Annotated in this window: 1 protein-coding gene; it reads right to left on the bottom strand. The window is 67.7% G+C overall.

What is annotated here, in order from left to right; all coding sequences use genetic code 11:
* Positions 1 to 226: flagellar biosynthetic protein FliQ (locus G5A07_RS21870; RefSeq protein ID WP_191864031.1), on the bottom strand; the 226-nt coding region annotated here is incomplete at both ends.

The raw sequence follows: 226 nt of genomic DNA, 5'->3' as shown, positions 1-226 counted from the left end.
ATGTTGGTCAGCACCCCGCGCGTGTAGTCGACGATGACCGCGACGATCCACGGGCCGGCCAGCACCATCGTGGCAGCCACGGCCAGCAGCTTGGGGATGAACGACAGCGTCTGCTCGTTGAGCTGCGTGGCCGCCTGGAACACCGCCACGAGCAGCCCGACCACGAGCGACACCAGCAACATCGGCGCGCCGACCATCATGGCGACCTGCATGGCCTGACGGGCCA

The sequence above is a fragment of the Stenotrophomonas sp. AS012628 genome (genome assembly GCF_010608305.1).
GTDB lineage: Bacteria > Pseudomonadota > Gammaproteobacteria > Xanthomonadales > Xanthomonadaceae > Stenotrophomonas > Stenotrophomonas geniculata.
Note: the sequence above shows the minus strand (reverse complement) of the source record. Positions and strands in the feature narration are given on the sequence as shown.